A 16976-nucleotide genomic window follows, 5' to 3' on the forward strand; every position below is an offset into this window, starting at 1 on the left:
ATGGCGGAACTTGCCGCGCGCCAGCAGGCGGTTGAGCAGCGTGGTGGCGGTCAAGGGCATGGTATTAGTCAGTCTAATGCATGGAGCGAAAAAGTAATTTGGCGCGGCCGGGCCCGGCGCCGATGATGGCTTCATAGAAATGCACGACCAAGTGCAACAAACAGGAGACAACCATGAACCCCCTAAGCCGCCGCCATGCATGCCTGGCCCTTGCCGGCCTGGCCCTGGCCGCGCCCGCCCTGGCCCAAACCGACCACTGGCCGGCGCGCCCTATCCGCGTGATCGTGCCGACCCCGCCCGGCGGCGCCTATGACGCGACCATGCGCCCACTGGCCCAGGAGCTGTCGCAGCTGCTCCAACAGCCCGTGGTGGTGGAGAACCGACCCGGCGCGGGCAACATCATAGGCACGCAGGCGGGGGCTGCGGCTGCGGCCGACGGCTATACGCTGACCATGACGGGAATGGTCAATACGATTGCCGCAGGCGTCTACGACAACCTGCCGTTCGACATCGTCAAGGACTTCAGCCATATAGGCGCCATCGGGGCCGCCGCGCAATGGCTGGTGGTGCGCAACGACGCCGGCTTTGGCTCGATGCGCGAGCTGATCGCCAAGGCCAGGGCCGAGCCCGGCAGGATCAACTACGCGAGCTCGGGCGCGGGCAGCACCGGCCATCTGCTGGTCGAGCTGCTGCAGCGCAGTGCCGGCATCGAGCTCATGCATGTGCCCTACAAGGGCGGCGCGCCCGCGCTGCAGGACGTGCTCGGCGGCGTGGTCTCGGTGATCGCCGTGCCGCCCAATACGGCCATCCCGCATATCAAGGCCGGCAAGCTCAAGCTGCTCGCGGTGTCCACGGCCCAGCGCAACCCGGCCTACCCCGATGTGCCCACGTTCGAGGAACTGGGTTTCGCGCAGATGACCGTCAGTTCCTGGGTGGGCCTGTCGGCGCCCAAGGGCACGCCGGCGACGATCGTGCAGAAGATCAACGCGGCGATGGCGGCCAGCCTGGCCAGGCCCGCGCTGCGCGCGCGCCTCGAAGGCGACGGCATGACGCCGATGGTGATGAGCCCGGCGCAGTTCAGCGAGCTGGTGCGCAGCGACGCCCAGCGCTGGATACAGCTCACCAAGAGCCTGAACATCAAGGCCCACTGATTCCAACCACCTCTGACTGTCATGCCTTTTGTTGTTTCCCACGGCCGCAAGATCTATTACGAACGCCAGGGCCAGGGCCCGGCCCTGCTGTTTTGCCATGGCGCGGGCTCGAATGCCGCGACCTGGTGGCAGCAGCTGCCGCGGTTCGCGCGCGCTTTCAGCTGCATCACCATGGACTTGCGCTGCTTTGGCCGCTCCCTGGCGCCCCTTGAAGAGTTCGAGTTCTCCTTGTTTGTCGACGACGCACTGGCCGTGCTTGACGCCGAAGGCGTGGGCCGCGCTGCCGTGATCGGCCAGTCGCTGGGCGGCATGGTCGGAGTGAGGCTGGCACTGCAGCATGCCGACCGGCTCTGGGCCTTTGTCGCCTGCGACACCTCGCTGACCGTCGACCATCCCGCGCTGCTCGAAGCCATGGCGCGGCGTGTGACGCGGGTGCAGGCGCTGACCGTGGAGCAGCGCTCGCTGGGCCGCTGGTTCATAGAACAGCACCCCGAGCGCGCCGCGCTCTACGCGCAGATCAACCATTTCAATCCCAGCGCCCATGCGTTCGACAGCGAAGCCTGGGGCGCGGCGGTCACGGGCCTGATGGCGCCGCGCAATCTGCTGCCACTTGAAGCGCTGGCCGGCATTGCCTGTCCCACGCTGTTTGTCGTCGGCAGCGAAGACCCGCTGGTGCCGGTCGAAGCGATGCAGGCCTTTGCGCAGCAGGTGCAGGGCAGCACGCTGCATGTGGTCGAGGGCGCCGGACACTCGGCCTATTTCGAGAAGCCCGAGGAATTCAACGAGAATGTACTGGCCTTTTTGAAACGCCATTGCCCGGCCTGATTGCTGTGGCGCGGCGCACTGCCCATGGACCACGCCTTCTCGCACCACACCTTCCCTGCCACCGGGCTGCCCTTGATCAGCGCCCTGCCCCACGCCGGCGCGGCCAGCGTGCAGCAACTCGAGCAGCGCGGCTTCAACGCCTGGCCCGCGCCGCGCAATGCCGTGGCCGGCGACTGGCTGCTGCGCAGCGCCGCTGGCTATACCAAGCGCGCCAATTCCGCGAATGCGCTGCAGCCCGGCGCCACGCTCACGCCCCAATTGCTGGAACACATAGAAGCGCACTATGCGCGCCAGCAGCTGCCCGGCATCTTCCGGCTCAGCCCCCTGGCCGATGGCGGCGTCGATGCGCTGCTGCAGGCGCGCGGCTATCGCCTTGTCGACCCTTCGCTGTTGCTGCAGCGTGCAACGCAGGCCGATGATCGCCAGCCCGGCACGGATGGCCATCTGCAGCTCGATGCACAGCTGCAGGCAGCCTGGCTCGAAGGCTATTGCGCGGCCAGCGTGCATCCGCCCGAACAGCAGTTGCCGCACCGGCGGATTCTGGAGTCCATAGGCATGCGCTGCGCCTACGCGTCGCTGCAGCGCGGCGGCCGGGCGCTGGCCTGGGGCCTGGCGGTGCTGGAACGCGATGCGGTCGGCCTGTATGAAGTGCTGGTCCACCCCGACCAGCGCGGCCAGGGCCTGGGACGGCAGCTGGTGCAAGGCCTGCTGCAATGGGCGGCGCAGCAGGGCGCGACGCATACCGACCTGCAGGTGGCTGCGGCCAACGCGCGCGCAAGGCAGCTATATGAAAGCCTGGGCTTTGCGCCGGTCTACGGCTACCACTACCGGGTGCAGCCCTGAGTCAGCCGCGGCGCGCAGCCTCTATGGCGGCAATATCGATCTTGCGCATGGTCATCATCGCCGCGAACGCGCGCTGGGCGACGGCCGGGTCGGGGTCGGCAATCGCCGCACTCAGCACGCGCGGCGTGATCTGCCAGGACACGCCCCAGCGGTCCTTGCACCAGCCGCATTCGCTTTCCTGGCCGCCATTGCCGACAATCGCATTCCACAGCCTGTCGGTTTCCGCCTGGTCGTCGGTGGCGATCTGAAAGGAGAAGGCTTCGCTGTGCTTGAATGCCGGGCCGCCGTTGAGGCCCATGCAGGGGATGCCGGCCACCGTGAAGTCCACCGTCAGCACATCGCCTTTCTTGCCCGCCGGATAGTCGCTGGGCGCGCGGTACACGCGCTGCACCGCGCTGTCGGGAAAGGTCTTGGCATAGAAATTCGCGGCGTCTTCGGCGGTGCCGTCGTACCAGAGACAAATGGTGGTCTTGGGGGTCATGGCTTGGGCTCCTGAAACGCTGGTTTGAGGGAAGGCCGTTCATCCTTCGACAGGCTCAGGACGAACGGGGTTTTGACGCCCACTGTTTCTTTTGAGCGCCTTGCGAGATCTCGGCTCGCTGACCCCGCTGAGGACGAACGGAGCATCCGTTCGTGGCGAGCCTGCCTGGTCGGCCGCGTCGAAGGACGAAAGGCCGCGCGACAAACGACATGCAGGATTTTCAATCGACATGTGCTTGCTTGTCACCCCCGCCCCGCACCCGCATCAGGGAGATCCCAAAACGACCAGAATTCCACCGCAAGATACGGAGTGCTTGCGCCCGAATTCGGCGCTATCGTGCAGCCAGTCTCCGTTCTTCAAGGAATCTGTATGCATCCTATCCATCCCGACACAGCGCGCTACGCCAGCGAAGCGCAGCGCTGGCAGGCGGTGCAGGCGCGCGATGTGCGCGCCGATGCGCATTTTGTCTATGCGGTGCAGACCACGGGCGTCTACTGCCGTCCCAGCGCCGCGACGCGGCTGCCGCGGCGCGAGAACGTGCGCTTCTTCGACAGCGCGCAGCAGGCCGAAGCCGCGGGCTTTCGCGCCAGCCGCCGCGCTCAGGGCGACCAGACGCTGGCCGCCGCAGCGCGCGCCGATGTCGTGGCCGCGGCCTGCGCGGCCATGGACGCCGCCGACACCGCGTCCACGCTCGATGCGCTTGCCGCCCAGGCCGGGCTCAGCGCCTTTCATTTCCATCGCCTGTTCAAGGCCGAGACCGGACTCACGCCCAAGGCCTATGCGCTGGCCGCGCGTGCGCGCCGGCTGCGCGACCAGCTGGCCGCGCCCCAGGCGTCCGTGACCGACGCCATTTACGGCGCGGGCTTTCAGTCCAGCAGCCGCTTCTATGAAACCGCAGGCCAGCGCCTGGGAATGGCGGCGCGCTCCTTTCGCGACGGCGGCGCGGGCACAGAGATCCACTTCGCGCTGGGCCAGTGTTCGCTGGGCGCCATCCTGGTCGCGCAAAGCGCGCGCGGCATCTGCGCCATTTTGCTGGGCGACGACCCCGAGGCGCTGCTGCAGGACCTGCAGGACCGCTTTCCCAAGGCCCAGCTGATAGGCGCCGACGCGGCCTTCGAGCAGCAGATCGCCCAGGTCGTGGGCCTGATCGAGGCACCGTCGCTGGGCCTGCAATTGCCGCTTGACGTGCGCGGCACGGCCTTCCAGGAGCGCGTGTGGCAGGCGCTGCGCGAGATTCCGCCGGGCAGCACCGTGAGCTATGCCGAACTTGCGGCGCGCATAGGCGCGCCCAAGGCGGTGCGCGCCGTGGGCAGCGCCTGCGGCGCCAATCCGCTGGCGGTGGCGATCCCTTGCCACCGCGTGCTGCGCAGCGACGGCAATCTCTCAGGCTACCGCTGGGGGCTGGAGCGCAAGCGCGCTCTGCTGCTGCGCGAAGCCCAGGCCGAACCGGTTGCGCCCGATCAGAACAACTGAACCGGCATTTCCGCGAGCAGCCTCAGCTGGTCGATATTGGCCTCGCCCTGGGCCGGATTCACGCGGTGCACGCCATAGCGCAACTGCAGCGCCAGGCCCTTGGCCGCGCCCTGCTGCACGGTGTAGCGCAGCAGCAGGTCGCGCTCCCAATGCTTGCCCTGGGTGCCGGAGTAACCCAGGTAGTTGCGGTAGACGCTGGTCAGGCGGCTGTAATCGATGCCCGTGCCGCGCGTATAGGCCAGGCCCGCGCTCAGGCCCGGCGTCACCAGCGTCGCGAGATCGACCTCGTACTTCACCTGCCACGATGCCTCGTTCGCGCCGTTGAAGTCCGACAGCTGCATCGCGTTCTCCAGCCAGATCGAGCCGCGGTTCACATAGTCGAACGGCGTGTCGCCATTGACTTTCTGGTAGCCCAGGCCGAACCTGTGCATGCCCGTCGCATAGCTCGTCATCAGGCTGAACGTGGTGTTGTTCACGGCGCCGGCACGCGCCGCGCCGGTATCGCGGTTGCGGTAGAGATTGAAGCTCCATGCCAGAGACTGCCGCGGCGCAAGTTCATGCTTGTAGAAGCTGCCCAGATACCAGGTGTTCCAGTGGTCTTCGTACTGGCCTATATAGCTGCTCAGGCTCCAGTTCTTCACGGGCGTGGTCCAGGCGCCGCCCGCGAAGCTGAAGGAATCGGCGTTTGCGCCCGAGTAGTTGGCCAGCAGATCGCCGCCGTTCTTGCGGCTGTTGCGATCGGCCCAGGCCGTGAAGCGCCCGGCCTGCAGCGCCAGCGTGGGAATGTCGGCGCTGGTGATCTGCCAGCCGCGATTGGTTTCGGGCAGCAGCCGGGTGTCGGACGAGTGGAAGATGGGATTCTTCGTGCGCATCTCGCCGATCTTGAGTTCGGTCGAAGACACGCGCAGCTTGAGCGCGCCGCCGGCGCGGCCGAAGCTGCTTGCCAGGTCCAGTCCGTCCTTGGCGACATAGCGCGGCGTGGCGCGCGCGGCGTCGGCCTGGGTCGCGAGATTGATGCCGCCATAGGCATGGGCGTCGACACCCACGCCTATCAGGCCCTGCGTGTAGCCCGATTGGTAGTTGAGCATCAGCCCATAGCCCGATTCGCGCGCCCGGGTCTTGCCGCGCTCGCCATTGGTCGCGCGAAAGCTGCTGCCGTTGCGGTAGGCCAGCTGTTCGAACACATAGCGGTTTTGCATCTGCAGGCTGGCACCGGCCGCAAAGCCGCTGGCGCTGTCCTGGGCGCCGGCCAGCGCCGGGCCGCAAACGCACAGCAGCGCCGCGCCTAAAGGAAGTGGTGAAATGCGCATGGTGTTCAACGCGCCGCGCGCGCGGCGATTTCCTGGAAGCGTTTTTGCGCGCGCTCGGGCGCGGCGGCGGGGATAGCGAGCGCCGACAGCGGCGCGTCGCCGACCTGCACCAGCATCACCATGCCCATGGCGTAATGCGGCAGGCATTTGATGCCGTAGATGCCGGCTTCGGTGAACGTCACTTCGATCTCTTCATTGATCTTGCCCTTGAACGGCATGGCGCCGACAGGCAGCATGCCTTCGATGGAGACCGCGTCGTGGCCGCTGCTGCTGGCGAGAAACTTGAGCTTGTCGCCCGGCTTGAGCTTTACGAACTCGGGCTCGTAGACCATGGGGCCGAGCGCGCCGCGGTTGAGCATCTTCACTTCGTAGGTTTCGGCGAAGGCCGCGCCGGCGGCCGACAGGCCCAGGAAAACAGCGCCCAGACGGGCAAGCGTGGATAGGTTCATGGGAAAGAGGAATCCAGAGGTTTGAAACGCAGTACCAGCGCGCCGTCCTGGGGATCGACCAGTTCGGCAGCCTGTACCCTGAAAACGTCGTGCAGCAGCGCAGGTGTGAGAATCTCGCGCGGTATGCCCTGGGCCACGAGCCGGCCCGCGCACATCACGGCCAGCCGGTCGCAGGCCAGCGCCTGGTTGAGATCGTGCAGCGCCACCACCTTGGTGATGGGCAGTCCGCGCACCAGCTGCATCAGCGACAGCTGCTGGTGGATGTCGAGGTGGTTGGTGGGTTCGTCGAGCAGCAGCACGCGCGGCTGCTGGGCCAGAGCGCGCGCAATGTGCACGCGCTGGCGCTCGCCGCCCGACAGCGTGCTCCAGGCGCTGCGCTGCTTGTGCTCCAGGCCCACCGCGGCCAGCGCTGCGCGCACGATGCGGCCGTCTTCGGCCGACAGCGGCTGCAGCGCCGACAGCCAGGGCGTGCGCCCCAGCTCCACCGCGTCCCAGACATCGATAGCGTCCTGGGTGTCGGCCATCTGCGAGACGAACGCCAGCTGGCGCGCCAGCGCGCGCCTGGGCAGGGCGCGCAGCGGCTGGCCGTCGAGCAGCACCTCGCCTTGCGTGGGCACGAGAATGCCCGAGAGCAAGCGCAACACCGTCGACTTGCCCGAGCCGTTGGGGCCTATGAGCCCCAGCATCTCGCCGGGCCGTACCTCGAGGCTGACGCGCTCGACGATACTGGTGGCCCGCAAGCCGCGCGTGGCCCAGCCCAGGTCGCGCGCCTGCAGCGCGGCCGGCGCACTCATGCCCGGCCCCCGCGACCCTTGAGCAGAATGCCGGCAAACACCGGCGCGCCGACCAGGGCGGTGATCACACCTATGGGCAGCACCTGGCCGGGAATGAGCGTGCGCGAGATCACATCGGCGGCGATCAGGAACACCGCGCCGATCAAGGCGCTGGCCGGAATCAGCCGCCGGTGGCGCACGCCCACCATGAAGCGCGCCGCATGTGGAATCACCAGGCCCACGAAGCCTATCGCGCCGACGATGGACACCATCACCGCGGTGATCAGCGCCGCCACCAGCAGCAGCACCAGCTGCACGCGGCGCACGGCAACGCCCAGCGCCGCCGCCGATTCGCTGCCGAACGTGAACGCGTCGAGCGCGCGCGCATGCCACAGGCACACGGCCATGCCGGCAACGGCAATGCATGTGGTCAGCAGGGTGTCGCTCCAGCGCACGCCGCTCAGATTGCCCAGCATCCAGAACATGATGCCGCGCGCCTGCTCGGCGCTGCCCGACTTGGTGATGATCAGCGAAGTCAGGGCGTTGAACAGCTGCGAGCCCGCGATGCCGGCGAGCACGATCTGCGCGCTGTTGCGCAGGCCGCCGCTGCCCGCGGCATGCGCGAGCAGGGCCACCAGCGCGAACGCGCAGACCGCGCCGAAGAACGCTCCCGTGGTCATGGAGATCGCGCCCGCGCCCAGGCCCGCGACCGACACCAGCACCGCGCCCGTGGACGCCCCGGCCGAAATGCCCAGCAGATAGGGCTCGGCCAGCGCATTGCGCAGCAGCGATTGCAGTATCACGCCGGAAATCGCCAGCCCCGCACCGCAGCTCGCAGCGACCAGGGCGCGCGCCAGCCGGTAGTTCCAGACAATGCCCTGGTCAATGGGATCGACCGGATACTGCGCGCCCGCGAGCTGGTTGGCCAGCACCTGCCAGACGACGCTGGGCGACAGGCGGGTCTCGCCTATTGCCACCCCCAGCAGGATGGCGACGGCAAGAGCGGCCAGCGCCGCGGAGATCAGGAGTATCAGGCGCAGCATGGGCTGGGGCGGGCCTCAGTCACGTAGATCAGCGCGCCGCGGCCTGCAGCTTGAGCGCGGCCTGGGCGATCTGTTCGATGCCGTCGACCATGCGTATCGAGCCTTGCAGCGCGTCGGCGTCGACGATCACGATGCGGTTGTTCTTCACCGCGTCCATGTGCCGGGTCACCGGGTCGTTCTTCAGGAACTCGAGCTTCTTGCGGTAGTCGTCGGCCGGAAAGCGCCGGCGGTCCATGCGCGCGATGATGAGAATCGATGGATTGGCCTTGGCAATGGTTTCCCAGCCCACGGTGGGCCATTCTTCGGCCGAAGTCACGATATTGCGCAGGCCCAGGGTCTGCATCATGTAGCCGGCCACGCCTTTCTGGCCCGCCATGTAGGGATCGATCGCCAGATCGGCGCTGGAGAACCACAGCGCGGCGGAGACGTTCTGCAGCTTGGACGACTTGAGCTGGGCCACGGCCTGGGCCTGGCGCTGCGTCAGTTCGTCGACCAGGGCCTTGCCGCGCGCTTCCACATCGAAGATCTGCGCGAGTTGCTGCACGCTCTTGTACAGCGCATTGACGTCATAGGCCGTGGTGCGCGTGCCGTCGGAGCCGCTCAGGTTGTTCTTGCCTTCGCAGTCCGAAGGCATGGCATAGGTGGCGATGCGCAGGTCATGGAACTGCTCGCGCGTGCCGACCACGCCTTCCTTGCCGACCATCCATTCGAACTGCGAGACCACCAGCGCCGGGCGCTTGCCTATCACCGACTCGAAGCTCGGGTCGTTGTCGGCCAGGCGCGTCACCTTGTCGTTGACGGCCTTGAACTGCGGCAGCACGGAATTGAACCACAGCGCGGTGCCCGCGACCTTGTCGCCCAGGCCCAGCGCATAGAGCATTTCGGTGCCCGCCTGGCCTATGGTCACGGCCGATGCGGGCGCCTTGTCGAACTTGAGCGTGTAGCCGCAGTTGTGCAGCTGCAGCGGATATTCGGTGGCGCTGGCGCTGAAGCACAGCAGGGCGGCAAGTGTGGAAAACGCAAGGCGGCGTACAGGCATCGAAACAGGTCTTTCCAGAAGGGGCAGCGGTATTCTGGAAGAGAGCAAGACCGCAAAGCCACGCTTTCGCGGCGCAGGCAACGGCGCGGCGAAAGCGGGATTTCCGAGAAATTGTTCACTTCCCGGACACCCCGCCGGCAATGATTGATTGACGCTTCGGCAGGTCTCCTGACTGGCATGTCATCACGGCTGCGCCGCCTTCCCAAACTTGCGTTCAGTGGCGTGTGGCGCGCTCGCTCTTTGCCTACAGTTGCGGGGGCAGTTCCATTGCATGGGCAGCCAGACCTTGCAGTCTGGCCGCCACTGGATTCCCTCTTGCGCCGGCATTGCCGGGCGCAGGTCCTTGCGGAGCCGAAGCTGGCGTACTGTAGCCGATCTTGGGGCGGCGGCGCGCAAACTCCCGCCCCCATGGCCCGGTCCCGGCCGCGCCGCAGCTGCGGCCGCTGCGTGCCAGCCGATGGCGCCAATCCTTGCCCCGGCACGACAGGCCACACAAGTAGGGCAAGCGCTGTTTCAGGCACGCGTGGGATTTAAGACACCACGACAAGGAACCGCCTCATGAAAATCCACGAATACTCGAATGGAGAATGCAATGAAACGCTACGTCATTCTGCGCGTCAAAAAGGAAGGCGCGCGCAACCTTCATTACCTCGACATCCGGTCCTTCGAGGATCTCAATGGATTGCCCACCATTTCCATGGAGTTCATTCCCGAACATGCGATTGACGAACTGCATGCCGACCCGGAAGTCCAGGCCATTGCGCTGGTAATGCCCACTTGCCTGGTACACCCGCTGGAGGCCGCTGCCCCGTTGCGCGGCAACAGCTGGGGAATCGATGCGGTTCGCGCCGACATCTCCAGATACACCGGTGCGGGTGTGAAGATCGCCATTCTGGACACCGGCATAGACCGGACCCATCCGGCGTTTGCAGGCATGGATCTGCTGGAAATGGATTTCAGCGGCGCCGGAAACGGCGATCGCCATGGCCATGGCACGCATTGCGCCGGAACCGTCTTTGGTCGAGATGTGGGGCAACGTATCGGGGTTGCCAGAGGAGTGAATGAAGCGCGCATAGGAAAGATCTTTGGCGACGACGGCAAAGGCCAGTCAGACATGATGTTCCATGGGCTCAAGTGGGCGGTGGAGCAGCGCGTGGATGTCATTGCCCTCTCCCTGGGCTTCGATTTCCCCGGCATGGTGGCGCAGATGATGGGCGAAGGTTGGCCCGCCGACCTGTCGACTTCGATTGCATTGGAAGCCTATGGTGCGAATTTGCGCATGCTTGACGCCATGATGGCGCTGATGAAGCTTCAAGCCGATTCCGGCATTTCACCCATCGTGGTCGCGGCCGCGGGCAACGAAAGCCGGCGCCAGATCAATGCCCAATACCGCATTGCCACCACGCTGCCCGCGGCGGCAGTGGATGTGATTTCGGTAGCGGCAGTGCAACGCGCCGGCGAGAAATTCGCCATGGCGAGTTTCTCCAATACGCTGGCAACCGTGGTGGCTCCCGGTGTCGATGTGACTTCGGCCTGGCCGGGAGGGGGCTTGCATACCCTCAGTGGAACGAGTACCGCCTGCGCGCATGCCGCCGGCGTCGTCGCCTTGTGGCATGAGCATTTGCAGCGTTCGGGCATTCATCCGAACACCGGAAACATCACCCCGCGCATTCTGTACAGCGCCCAAAACGATATCTTCGTGCCCGATACCAAACTGGTCGATATCGGCAAGGGACTGATATCCGCCCCTTGGAGCGGCTGATAAAAGCCCCGAGGCGTCGTTGCCTCGCCTTGCTGCGCTGCTCAAGACGGCACGAGTTCATTTCAACTCATGGGAAAGAACGCTGCCGCAGCTGCTTAGCCGCGCGCCGGGCGAGCCATATCCCGCCAGGCCTCCCAGACGCTCCACATCGATCCTCCCCCAGTCGCTCACCGGGGTTTCGGGCAATGAATGCATGTCGACCATGGCTGCTCCTTCTGGCTGAGTCTTGCGGGCGGGCAAGGCGCCAGGCCTTGCCGGATGCGCCCGCTTGCGGCTTGCGGGCATTGGCACGCTGCACGGGGCGCTACTATACAGTTCACCCATGCACCTTACTCTTGCCCGCCGGCCGCGGCGTAAGAATTCGGTGTGTCCGCGCGTGGACCATTGACGCCAGGCCAGGGCCCGCGGCGCTCGGGACAACACATCTTCACTGAACTGGTTGGGAGGAAAAGGTGTCCAGACAGCAGATGAGCGACGTTTCCCCGTGGCAGGAACCGGGGCCAGGCGAGCCGCATTTCGCCCGGGAATGCGCCCGGGAAGCCGTCAACAAGAACTACAGGAAGTACCGCATTTTCGTGCACACTTCGGATGACGCCGTCGAAGGCATGTACCGCGCGGTCTATACCGTGCTGGACCCGCAGGGCAAGCAGCTGGTGCTGGGTTCCGTGCAGGATGCTCAGCAGAAAATGGCCTGCACCCAGGCCTGGAATGCCGCCAAGCACTTCGTGGATGCACGAAAAAAATGACATCCTCCAGCGCCCTCACCTCAGCGACGCCAGAATCCATGCCCAATGATGTAAGCCAGAGCCCGGCGCCTGTGGTCGGCAGCACCGGCCTGCGCATCGAAGCCGTGGCCAGCCGGCATGCGGTGCTAGATTTCCTGCAGCAAGCCCGCGCCCAGATGTTTGCCGGCCGCGTCGACACCACGGCCCTCGCGCCCGATCTGCGGGACTTCGAGCAGGTCTATGGCAAGAACGGCCGCATGCTCGCCGCGCATGACCATGTGCATGGCCTGGTGGGCACCATTGCCTGGCGTGCCTATGACGGGCGCTTTGCCCAGCTCGATTTCACGGGCCGGCGCGTGGTCGAAGTGGTGCGTCTGTTTGTCGCGCCCGAATGCCGCCGCCAGGGTATTGCCGACGCGCTGTTTCGCGCGCTGCGCCAAGAGGCGCGGGAACAGGGCATGGAGGTGCTTTATCTGCACACCCACCCTTTCCTGCCAGGAGCGCTTGCATTCTGGCAGCGCCATGGTTTCCAGGTGCTGTGCCGCGACGCCGACCCCGAATGGCAGACCATTCATATGGAATGCACGCTCTAATGCCCTGCGCGCCCAACAGCCAACTGCCACTCCTATAATCGCCGCACCCGTACAGGAGTCCCATGCCGCCACCGCGGCCGGGGTGAAACGGGAAGACCGGTGACCTCGGGCATATGCCCGCGCATTCCGGCGCAGCCCCCGCTGCTGTAAGCCTGACAGACACACTTCAATGCCACTGGGCCGCGGCCCGGGAAGGTGGTGTGCGCTGGATGACGGCGAGCCAGAATACCGACCTGTACGATTTCAGTCATAGCCACGGGGTGTGTGCCGTTTGCTGACCGTCCCGGGGCCACGCTGTCGCCCTGGGTGTTCGCACGCAGTCCTCGCCCCTGGTCCCCTTGATCGCGGAGCGCATGGACGACCAGTTCCAACAGGCGCATGCCCAGCGCATGCAGCACAAAAAAGCCCAGGTGGATGCGGCCGTGGAGCGTTCGCGCGCGCTGCAAGGCGTGGTCGTGCTCATGACCGGCCACGGCAAGGGCAAGACCAGCTCGGCGTTCGGCACGCTGTACCGCGCGCTGGGCCATGGCCAGCGCGCGGGCGTGGTGCAGTTCATCACCGGAACCCAGGCCAACGGCGAAGTCACCTTTTTGCTGCAGCAGGGCCTGCTGGGCCAGGGTGCGTTCGCGCGCGTCGCCTACCATGCGATGGCCACGGGCTGCAGCTGGAACAGCCAGGACTGGGCGGCCGACAAGGCCGCGGCCGATATCGCCTGGCAGGCCGCGCAGCGCATGCTGGCCGACGCCTCGCTGGGCCTGGTGCTGCTCGATGAGTTGACGTTCATGCTCGAATACGGCTATCTGGACGCCAGCGATGTGGCCGCAGCCGTGCGCGCGCGCCCGCCCACGCAGAACGTGGTGATCACGGGGCGCAACGCGCCGCCGGTGCTGCTGGCACTGGCCGACACCGTGAGCGAGATCGCCGACACCCGCCACGCGTTTCGCGCCGGCATCAAGGCCCAGGCCGGCCTGGATTTCTGATGCGCCTTTCCACCTGCGGGGCGCTGGCCCTGGCCGCCGCCCTGCCGCTGCCGACCACCGCCGCGCCGCTGCCGCGGCTGATGTCGACGAATATCTGCGCCGATGTGCTTGCGCTGAGTATTGCCGACCCCGCGCAGATCGTCTCGCTGTCGCGCCACAGCCAGGACGTCCAGCGTTTCTCGCTGGCCGCCAAGGCGCGCCAGTTCCCGGCCAACGAAGCGACGGCCGAGGATGTGGTGCATCTCAAGCCCGATCTGGTGCTGGCCTCGCGGCGCTGGAATGCGCGCCACCAGCAGGCGCTGCTCAAGCGCCATGGCGTGCGCATCGTCACCGTGCCGTTTCCCACCGACTGGGAAGGCATAGACGCCAGCACCTTGCAGATGGGCCAGGCCATGGGCCGCGAGGCCGCGGCGCAGCAATTGCTGGCCGACACCCGGGCGCGGCGCGCGCGGCTGCAGGCCAGGCCGCGGCCGTTCAATGCGCTCTACCTGCGCCCGAACGGCGGCAGCGCGGGAGTCAGGACCCATGTCGATGCGGTGCTCAAGGCCGCGGGCCTGCGCAACCATGCGACGGCGCTGGGCCTCGCGGGCTGGGGCCGCGTGGACCTGGAGCGCATTCTGAACAATCCGCCCGATGTGTTCATCACGCCCGGCCTGGTCAACGACCTGGCCTATGCGCGCTCGGGGCTGTCGCGCCATCCGCAGATGAAGGCCTTGCTCGAACGCATTCCCGTGGTTGCGCTGCAGCAAAACGACTGGGGCTGCAGCAACTGGCAGCTGATAGAAGCCGCCGAAGCGGTGGCGGCGCAGGTCGACGCGCTGAAGTTTTCGGAGCAGCGTCCATGAAGGCGTCCGTTACGGCCCCGCGCCTGTGGCTGCTCAATGCGGGCCTGCTCGCCGCGCTGCTGCTGCTCAGCGCGCTGTCGCTGGGCATTGGTTCGGTGCCGCTGGGCATAGGCGACTGGTGGCAGGCGCTGGGCGCGCCGGGCAGCGATCTCGCGCTGCGCCAGCGCGCCATCATCGAAGAGATTCGCCTGCCGCGCGTGCTGCTGGGCGTGCTCGTGGGCATGTCGCTGGGCGTTTGCGGCGCGGCGCTGCAGGGCCTGCTGCGCAATCCGCTGGCCGAGCCCGGCATCCTGGGCGTGAGCTCCAGCGCGGGCCTGGGCGCCGTGGTCTGCATCTATTTCGGCCTGTGGCACTGGAACCCCTGGCTGCTGCCCACGGTGGCCATGGCCAGCGCGGCGCTGGCGACCTTTGTTCTCTACCGCATCGCGCGCCGCGGCGCGAGCAATCTGACCTTGATACTGGCGGGCGTGGCGCTGTCGGCGCTCACGGGCGCGCTGACTTCGCTGGCGATCAATCTCGCGCCCACGCCCACCGACATGCAGGACATCGTGCTGTGGCTCATGGGCTCGCTGGCCGACCGCAGCTTCGACGAAGTGCGCCTGAGCGCGCCGTTCATCGCCCTGGGCCTGCTGATCCTGGCCGTCAGCGGCCGCCAGCTCGACGCGCTGACGCTGGGCGAAGACGAAGCCGCAAGCATGGGCGTGAGCCTGCCGCGGCTGCGCGCGCAGATCATCGCCGGCACGGCGCTGTGCGTGGGCGCCAGCGTCGCCGTCACCGGCACCATTGGCTTCATAGGCCTGGTTGTGCCGCATCTGTTTCGCCGCGCCGTGGGCTACCGGCCCTCGGCGCTGATACTGCCCAGCGCGCTGGGCGGCGCGGTGCTGTTGCTGGCCGCCGACATCGCCCTGCGCCTGCTCAGCGGCCGCGTGGAACTGATGCTGGGCGTGGTCACGGCGCTCATAGGCGCGCCGTTCTTCTTCTACCTCGTGCTGCGCGAGCGCTGGAGCAGCCGTTGATGCTGTCGATAGACGCGCTCCAGGTCCAGTCGCGCATCCATGCGCTGTCGTTCGACGTGCGCGCCGGCGAGCTGTTTGCCTTGATAGGCCCCAACGGCGCAGGCAAGAGCTCGGCGCTCAAGGCCCTGGCCCAGCTGCTGCCCCACCAGGGCCGGGTCTTGCTGCAGGGCGAAGACCTCGCGGCCATGGCGCCGGCGCAGCGCGCACGCCGCCTGGCCTATCTGGCCCAGGGCGATGCCGTCGCCTGGCCGCTGGCGGTGCGCGACTTCGTCGCGCTGGGCCGCATTCCGCACCAGCGCCGCTGGGGTCCGCGCGTGCTTGGCGCCGCAGACAATGCCGCCATCGATGCCGCGCTGGCGGCCATGCATCTCAGCGCGATGCAGCAGCGTTCGCTCGACCAGCTCTCTGGCGGCGAGCGCGCCCGCGCGCGGCTGGCGCGCGCGCTGGCCGTCGAGGCGCCGCTGCTGCTGGCCGACGAGCCGGTGTCGGCGCTCGACCCCTTCCATCAGCTCAGCGTGATGGAGCTGCTGCGCGCGCAGTGCAACGCCGGGCGCGCCGTCGTCGTGGTGCTGCACGACCTGACGCTCGCCAGCCGCTTTTGCGACCGCGTGCTGCTGCTCGATCAGGGACGGGCCGTGGCCTGCGGCGCACCGCGCAGCGTGCTCACGCCGGCCCATCTGCAGAACGTCTACCAGGTGCAGGCCATGCATGGCGAGCACGAAAGCCAGGGCTATGTCGTGCCCTGGCGCTGCCAGCCGCCGCCAGCCGTTTGAAGCACCTTGAAATTCCCTTACGCATTCCACTGGAGATTCCCATGAACACCACCGCCAAGATTCCCGCCACCATCGTCACCGGCTTTCTGGGCAGCGGCAAGACCACGCTGCTGCGCCATATTCTGGAAAACGCCAACGGCCGCCGCATCGCGGTGATCGTCAACGAGTTCGGCGAACTGGGCATCGATGGCGACATCCTGCGCAGCTGCGGCATTGGCTGCGACGAGAACGGTGTGGAGCAGCAGGGCCAGCTCTATGAGCTGGCCAACGGCTGCATGTGCTGCACGGTGCAGGAAGAGTTCTACCCCGTGATGCGCGAGCTGATCGCGCGCCGCGCCGACATCGACCATATCCTGATCGAGACCAGCGGCCTGGCCCTGCCCAAGCCCCTGGTGCAGGCCTTCAACTGGCCCGAGATCAAGAACGCCTGCACCGTGGACGCGGTGATCACCGTGGTTGACGTGCCCGCCACGGCTGCCGGCCAGTTCGCCGCCAACCCGGCCGCCGTCGATGCCCAGCGCCGCCAGGACCCCAATCTCGACCATGAATCGCCGCTGCACGAGCTGTTCGAAGACCAGCTGATGTCGGCCGATCTGGTGGTGCTGACCAAGCTCGATCTGGCGAGCAGCGAAGACCGCGCCAAGGTCGAAGCCATCGTGCGCGAGGAAGTGCCGGCGCAGGTGAAGATCGTTGCCGCCGACCAGGGCAGGATCGACCTGGGCGTGGTGCTGGGCCTGTCCAGCGCCTCGGAAGAAACCATTGACCAGCGCCAGGGCCACCACGGCCATGGCGATGACCATGACGAACACGACCACGACGAGTTCGACTCGATTGTCGTCAAGCTGCCCGCAGTCGAGCGCGAGGCGCTGCTCGCGGCGCTGGCGCGCATCGTCTC

The 16976-nt window shown here is 66.9% G+C and carries 19 protein-coding genes and 2 riboswitches; of the genes, 12 read left to right on the plus strand and 7 right to left on the minus strand.

What is annotated here, in order from left to right; translation table 11 throughout:
- The first annotated feature begins 173 nt into the window (after window positions 1-173).
- Genes RR928_RS12865 through RR928_RS12875 form a run of 3 tightly spaced genes read left to right on the plus strand, consistent with a single transcriptional unit; the run spans window position 174 to window position 2819 of the window.
- Complete coding sequence (locus RR928_RS12865; RefSeq protein ID WP_332682793.1) at window positions 174-1151, plus strand: Bug family tripartite tricarboxylate transporter substrate binding protein; 978 nt, start codon at window positions 174-176, stop codon at window positions 1149-1151.
- A 21-nt stretch (window positions 1152-1172) separates the two neighbouring features.
- Window positions 1173-1976, plus strand: a complete 804-nt coding sequence (locus RR928_RS12870; RefSeq protein ID WP_332535423.1) for an alpha/beta fold hydrolase — start codon at window positions 1173-1175, stop codon at window positions 1974-1976.
- Between the two features lie 24 nt (window positions 1977-2000).
- On the plus strand, window positions 2001-2819 hold the full coding sequence (locus RR928_RS12875; protein ID WP_332682796.1) for a GNAT family N-acetyltransferase: 819 nt from the start codon (window positions 2001-2003) through the stop codon (window positions 2817-2819).
- 1 nt (window position 2820) lies between these two features.
- Here RR928_RS12875 and RR928_RS12880 read toward each other — a convergent pair whose 3' ends face one another.
- On the minus strand, window positions 2821-3300 hold the full coding sequence (locus tag RR928_RS12880; RefSeq protein ID WP_332535419.1) for a VOC family protein: 480 nt from the start codon (window positions 3298-3300) through the stop codon (window positions 2821-2823).
- A gap of 369 nt (window positions 3301-3669) precedes the next feature.
- On the opposite strand from RR928_RS12880, the gene ada reads away from it, so the two are divergent.
- Complete coding sequence (gene ada / locus RR928_RS12885) at window positions 3670-4773, plus strand: bifunctional DNA-binding transcriptional regulator/O6-methylguanine-DNA methyltransferase Ada (RefSeq protein WP_332547960.1); 1104 nt, start codon at window positions 3670-3672, stop codon at window positions 4771-4773.
- Here ada and RR928_RS12890 read toward each other — a convergent pair.
- Genes RR928_RS12890 through RR928_RS12910 form a run of 5 tightly spaced genes read right to left on the minus strand, consistent with a single transcriptional unit; the run spans window position 4761 to window position 9387 of the window.
- Window positions 4761-6083: an OprD family outer membrane porin gene (locus tag RR928_RS12890; protein WP_332682799.1), complete on the minus strand. Its 1323-nt coding sequence runs from the start codon at window positions 6081-6083 to the stop codon at window positions 4761-4763. The genes ada and RR928_RS12890 overlap by 13 nt on opposite strands.
- Window positions 6084-6088: 5 nt before the next feature.
- Entirely contained in the window at window positions 6089-6532 is a 444-nt protein-coding gene (locus RR928_RS12895) for a pseudoazurin (protein ID WP_332682801.1), read from the minus strand.
- Complete coding sequence (locus RR928_RS12900; protein ID WP_332682803.1) at window positions 6529-7326, minus strand: ABC transporter ATP-binding protein; 798 nt, start codon at window positions 7324-7326, stop codon at window positions 6529-6531. Before RR928_RS12900 ends, RR928_RS12895 begins: the two co-directional genes overlap by 4 nt.
- Complete coding sequence (locus tag RR928_RS12905; protein ID WP_332547957.1) at window positions 7323-8348, minus strand: FecCD family ABC transporter permease; 1026 nt, start codon at window positions 8346-8348, stop codon at window positions 7323-7325. The genes RR928_RS12900 and RR928_RS12905 overlap by 4 nt, the downstream gene beginning before the upstream one ends.
- A 28-nt stretch (window positions 8349-8376) precedes the next feature.
- Window positions 8377-9387 (minus strand): ABC transporter substrate-binding protein, encoded by a 1011-nt coding sequence (locus RR928_RS12910; protein WP_332535410.1) that lies wholly within the window; start codon window positions 9385-9387, stop codon window positions 8377-8379.
- A gap of 141 nt (window positions 9388-9528) precedes the next feature.
- Window positions 9529-9758: riboswitch (cobalamin riboswitch) on the minus strand.
- Between the two features lie 221 nt (window positions 9759-9979).
- Here RR928_RS12910 and RR928_RS12915 point away from each other — a divergent pair.
- Window positions 9980-11149 carry a S8 family peptidase gene (locus RR928_RS12915; RefSeq protein ID WP_332535409.1) on the plus strand — a complete coding sequence of 390 codons (1170 nt, stop codon included), beginning with the start codon at window positions 9980-9982 and terminating at the stop codon, window positions 11147-11149.
- Window positions 11150-11206: 57 nt separating this feature from the next.
- Here RR928_RS12915 and RR928_RS12920 read toward each other — a convergent pair whose 3' ends face one another.
- Window positions 11207-11353, minus strand: coding sequence for a hypothetical protein (locus RR928_RS12920; protein WP_332535407.1), 147 nt, complete (start codon window positions 11351-11353; stop codon window positions 11207-11209).
- Window positions 11354-11616: 263 nt separating this feature from the next.
- Here RR928_RS12920 and RR928_RS12925 point away from each other — a divergent pair, with 263 nt between their 5' ends.
- The 7 genes from RR928_RS12925 to cobW form a co-directional block, all read left to right on the plus strand.
- Window positions 11617-11895, plus strand: coding sequence for a hypothetical protein (locus RR928_RS12925; protein WP_332682806.1), 279 nt, complete (start codon window positions 11617-11619; stop codon window positions 11893-11895).
- A gap of 38 nt (window positions 11896-11933) precedes the next feature.
- On the plus strand, window positions 11934-12467 hold the full coding sequence (locus tag RR928_RS12930) for a GNAT family N-acetyltransferase (protein ID WP_332682808.1): 534 nt from the start codon (window positions 11934-11936) through the stop codon (window positions 12465-12467).
- Window positions 12468-12503: 36 nt separating this feature from the next.
- Window positions 12504-12718, plus strand: a riboswitch (cobalamin riboswitch).
- A gap of 102 nt (window positions 12719-12820) precedes the next feature.
- On the plus strand, window positions 12821-13447 hold the full coding sequence (gene cobO / locus RR928_RS12935; protein WP_332535401.1) for a cob(I)yrinic acid a,c-diamide adenosyltransferase: 627 nt from the start codon (window positions 12821-12823) through the stop codon (window positions 13445-13447).
- The gene (locus tag RR928_RS12940) at window positions 13447-14292 is read left to right on the plus strand and encodes an ABC transporter substrate-binding protein (RefSeq protein ID WP_332535400.1); all 846 of its coding nucleotides are present in this window, start codon (window positions 13447-13449) and stop codon (window positions 14290-14292) included. The genes cobO and RR928_RS12940 overlap by 1 nt, the downstream gene beginning before the upstream one ends.
- Window positions 14289-15308 (plus strand): FecCD family ABC transporter permease, encoded by a 1020-nt coding sequence (locus tag RR928_RS12945; RefSeq protein ID WP_332535399.1) that lies wholly within the window; start codon window positions 14289-14291, stop codon window positions 15306-15308. The genes RR928_RS12940 and RR928_RS12945 overlap by 4 nt, the downstream gene beginning before the upstream one ends.
- Complete coding sequence (locus RR928_RS12950) at window positions 15308-16081, plus strand: ABC transporter ATP-binding protein (RefSeq protein WP_332547953.1); 774 nt, start codon at window positions 15308-15310, stop codon at window positions 16079-16081. Before RR928_RS12945 ends, RR928_RS12950 begins: the two co-directional genes overlap by 1 nt.
- Window positions 16082-16122: 41 nt before the next feature.
- Window positions 16123-16976, plus strand: an 854-nt coding sequence (cobW, locus tag RR928_RS12955; RefSeq protein WP_332682810.1) for a cobalamin biosynthesis protein CobW, incomplete at its 3' end; no start/stop codon positions are given.

The organism is Comamonas sp., from assembly GCF_036666375.1.
In the GTDB taxonomy this organism is placed as follows: Bacteria; Pseudomonadota; Gammaproteobacteria; order Burkholderiales; family Burkholderiaceae_C; genus Comamonas.